The sequence below is a fragment of the Magnetococcales bacterium genome, from assembly GCA_015231925.1.
Classification (GTDB): Bacteria; Pseudomonadota; Magnetococcia; order Magnetococcales; family JADGAQ01; genus JADGAQ01.
The window spans coordinates 1-3,425 of the sequence record JADGAQ010000295.1 but is presented as its reverse complement, the minus strand read 5'-3'; the positions used below and the strand labels follow the sequence as shown (position 1 = coordinate 3,425).

Here is a 3,425-nt window from a genome sequence, read left to right as displayed (position 1 = left end):
ACGATTTGTGGGAGAGCCCCGAACTGCAACGCGGTCTGAACCGCCTGGCCCTGCAGGATATCGGTCGGCAACACCCGGACTGGGATCTCTCCATCCTGGAACCGATGGCTCGCGGAGGCAGCCTCGCCGGCATTGGTAATCTTTTGAAGGGAATGACGGGGCAAATACCAACGAACGGCTTCCCCAACACGATGATGGCGGCGGCGGAAAATCCGGAAAGTAGACCCGAGAGAGGATCGGATGAATGGAGAGAGGAAAAGTTAAAAGAATGGAATACTGGAATTGATGTTTTGGCCTCCAGGGCTTCACCTGTAGTCAAAGGAGTTATCAAAGTCGGTCGTGGGATTCTAGGATGGCTTGATGATACTTTTCATATTACAAAAGAAGGCTTAGGAAAAAATTTAGGACATGACGCCTTTGAAAACTGTCAAACAGAGAGTTGCCTTCGTCAAGGAACCGAAAGATCGACGGATCATATCGATGCTCGGGATAAAAAGAAGTTAGAAGAACAGCAAAAGGGAAAATAGGAGAAGCCGGAAATACCGGGGTGGTCTGTTCCTGACAGGCCGCCCCTTTTCAATCAGGAGGCAGTATGAAGCGACTCTATCCATTGCTTTTCCTGTTTCTGCTCGGCGCGGCGGATATTCAAGAGGAGTTGGACAAGGCCGAAAAGCTCAGTCAGGGGAGCCCGGAAGAGCGCGTTCAGTCGATGCAGCTCTATGAAACCCTGGCGCGACAGGGCATTGCCGATGCCCAGGCGCATTATGGAGAAAATCTGTTACTTGGCGAGGGGACGGAACAAAACGCCTCGGAGGGGTTGCTCTGGCTCCACAAAGCCATTGACCAGGGCAACGGGATGGCCATGAGAATGTTGGCGGATGCCCATAAAGAGGGCAAAGGTGTGGAAAAGGAGATCCGTCTCTATCTGCATTGGCTGCGAAAAGGGGCCGAGGCCGGGAGTATTGCCGCGCAGTTCCGGCTTTACAAAGAGCTTGTCTCGGGCGAGTACCTGCCTGTCGATAAAAGGGAGGCACTCTTCTGGATCAAAAAAGCCGCAGAGCAGGGCTCGATCCCCTTGCGGCGCATCCATGCCTATCATCTTCTCACCGGGGAACTGGGGGAACAGGATATCCCCTGGGCCGTGGCGGAACTGGAAGTGCTGGTGGCCAAAGGATCCGACAAGGCCCGATTGATTCTGGCGGAAAGGGCCGTGAAGGGTCTGTACGGCAGTCCGGTGGACCCGCAACGCGCCATCGAATGGGCCTTGCCACTGGCGGAAAGGGGAGTTTCCGAAGCCTGTGAGATTGTGGGCCGGGCTTATGGAACGGAACCTCTGGTTTTTGAGAAAGCCAACCGGCAGAAGGTGGCTTATTGGCTCACCCGGCCCGGCGAGGAGATGAGCGACTTCGCCCGCGCCATGATGCTCTCTCTGTCCGGGGTTATTCATCTGGATGATCCCCCCGAGGCGATGCGGCAAACCCGCCACTGGTTCCGAAAAATAGAGGATCGCAAGCTGGCCGACGGAGCCCTTTTTGCGGTTATTCAGTTCGCTTTCAATTCCCGCATTCCCTATTTGATGCGCAGTGCCCCGGATCTGTTGGATGAGCTGGTGGCGGATCGATATCCCGAAGCGCAGTTGTTGAGTGCCGACCTGGGCCTGTTCGGCCTGTCGGAAACCTATTCCCCGTGGACGGTGGCGGGCGGTTATCTTCAGGCTGCGCCCCGTATTCAAGAGGCGCATGAACGCGCCCGCCTGCTGGTTCAAGGCGATTGGGACGGGATTTTTGTCCGGCTTCCGGTGGAGCCGTGGAATCGGAAGAGTACGGCGAAAGCCGATTCCGAGGCCGTTTTGCCCGATGCGGAGAGTTTGCGAACCGCCGCCGAAAAGGGCGACACCCTGGCCATGTGGCAACTGGCGTTGCGGGGCATCGACGAGCAGGGCGCACCGAACGAAACGGCCCGTTCCTGGATGAAGCGGGCTGCGGAGGGGGGCTTCGTGGCCGCGATGGTGCTTCTCGGCAGTGAGCTGGACCGGGGTGAAACCCGAGACGAGACGGCAGCCCATGCCTGGTTGGAAAAGGCGGCCCGCTCGGGTTCAACTTACGGGCGCTACCTGCTGGCAATCCATCGGCTGGTGCATCATTCCGGGCAGAAAGAGGCCGTCGCCGAGGCCGTCTCCCTGCTGGAGTCGTTGGCCGACGAAGGGGTGCAGGCGGCGCGAGCGATGCTGGCGTTTCACTTGTTGATCGAAATGAAAGGGGAAATCCCGCTGCAACGCCTTGAACCGCTGTTGCGCCCGCTGGTCGAGGCCGGATCTCTCTACGCGGCGGAATTTCTGGCCCAAACGTTGATTCATGCCACTCCCCTGACGGCCCAGCATCTGGCAAAGGTCCGCCAGTTGTTGGAAGAGAGGGCAAAACGGAACCAGGAGCCGAACCCGGTTTTGCAGGCGATAGCAGCGGAATTGACCCCGGAGGGGGTGCCTCTGCCCGAAGAACCGAATGCCCAGACCCTGCCCATTCTGCAAGAGGCAGCCTCTCCCGATTCACTGGCCGAATTTTACAGTGAGTTCGGCAGTCAGCTTCTGAAACCGGATCACCATGCACTGCACCGTCTGGGGCTGGTCTGGCAGAAGCGGGCGGCGCGACTGGGGCAAGGGGCGGCCCTGAAGCGGTTGGGCCATCTCTATTTGTTGGGTTATATCGTGGACATCGACACGCAGGCGGCGCGGCGGTGGTACGAGCAGGCGGCTGCCACGGGAGATGAGGAGGCCGGGCAACTGGCGGCTCTGCTGGCCCGGCAGGAGTTCGATGCGGCACGCGAGAGGACGCCGCTGGAGGCGTGTTGGTACTCCAAAACTCCGGACAAATACTGGTTGGAGTGGGACCAGACCAGGAATTTCACCAAGCCCTGAAAGTCATACGGTGGGATTATCTCCCCCCGACATTCTTCTGGGCAGCACCCTGAGACGTGTCTTTAATCTGTTGACTTTCAATATGTTATCCTTTAAAAATTAAAAAAAAGAAAATGTTTTGACTTTTTTGCATTATATATGAAAATAATATTGTAAAAATATTCAATTAAAATCTATAATAGATAAACAGAGCGTCAATGGATAGAATATATTCTTTTTTTGATTTCTAAAAGATAACATATTGAAAATCAAAATAGCCAGTCCCCATTTCCGCACGTTTTGCCACGGGAATATCCCACCTCCGAATCGCTCATCGCTTCCTTCCGCCAAATCCAACGCCTTTGTCAAGTGAAGTTTCTGTCGGATGCAAAAAATATTTCTCGAAAAGTGGTCATTTTACGCCTGTTTCTTCCGTTTTGTGAACTTTCGCGCGTTATCAGCTCTTTTTCTTTTTCCTATAATGGCCTGATCGACGGCAATCGGGTCGTCTTGCATCTTGCAGAAGTATCTG

At 55.4% G+C, this 3,425-nt stretch carries 2 protein-coding genes; both read left to right on the top strand.

The window, feature by feature from the left end; translation table 11 throughout:
- Positions 1-527, top strand: a 527-nt coding sequence (locus tag HQL56_18960; GenBank protein ID MBF0311597.1) for a hypothetical protein, incomplete at its 5' end; no start/stop codon positions are given.
- 65 nt (positions 528-592) lie between these two features.
- On the top strand, positions 593-2,914 hold the full coding sequence (locus tag HQL56_18955; GenBank protein ID MBF0311596.1) for a sel1 repeat family protein: 2,322 nt from the start codon (positions 593-595) through the stop codon (positions 2,912-2,914).
- Positions 2,915-3,425: the final 511 nt, after the last annotated feature.

Excerpts from the sequence above, each read along its gene's own strand:
- HQL56_18955 (MBF0311596.1), top strand. The coding sequence starts at position 593 with ATGAAGCGACTCTATCCATTGCTTTTCCTGTTTCTGCTCGGCGCGGCG.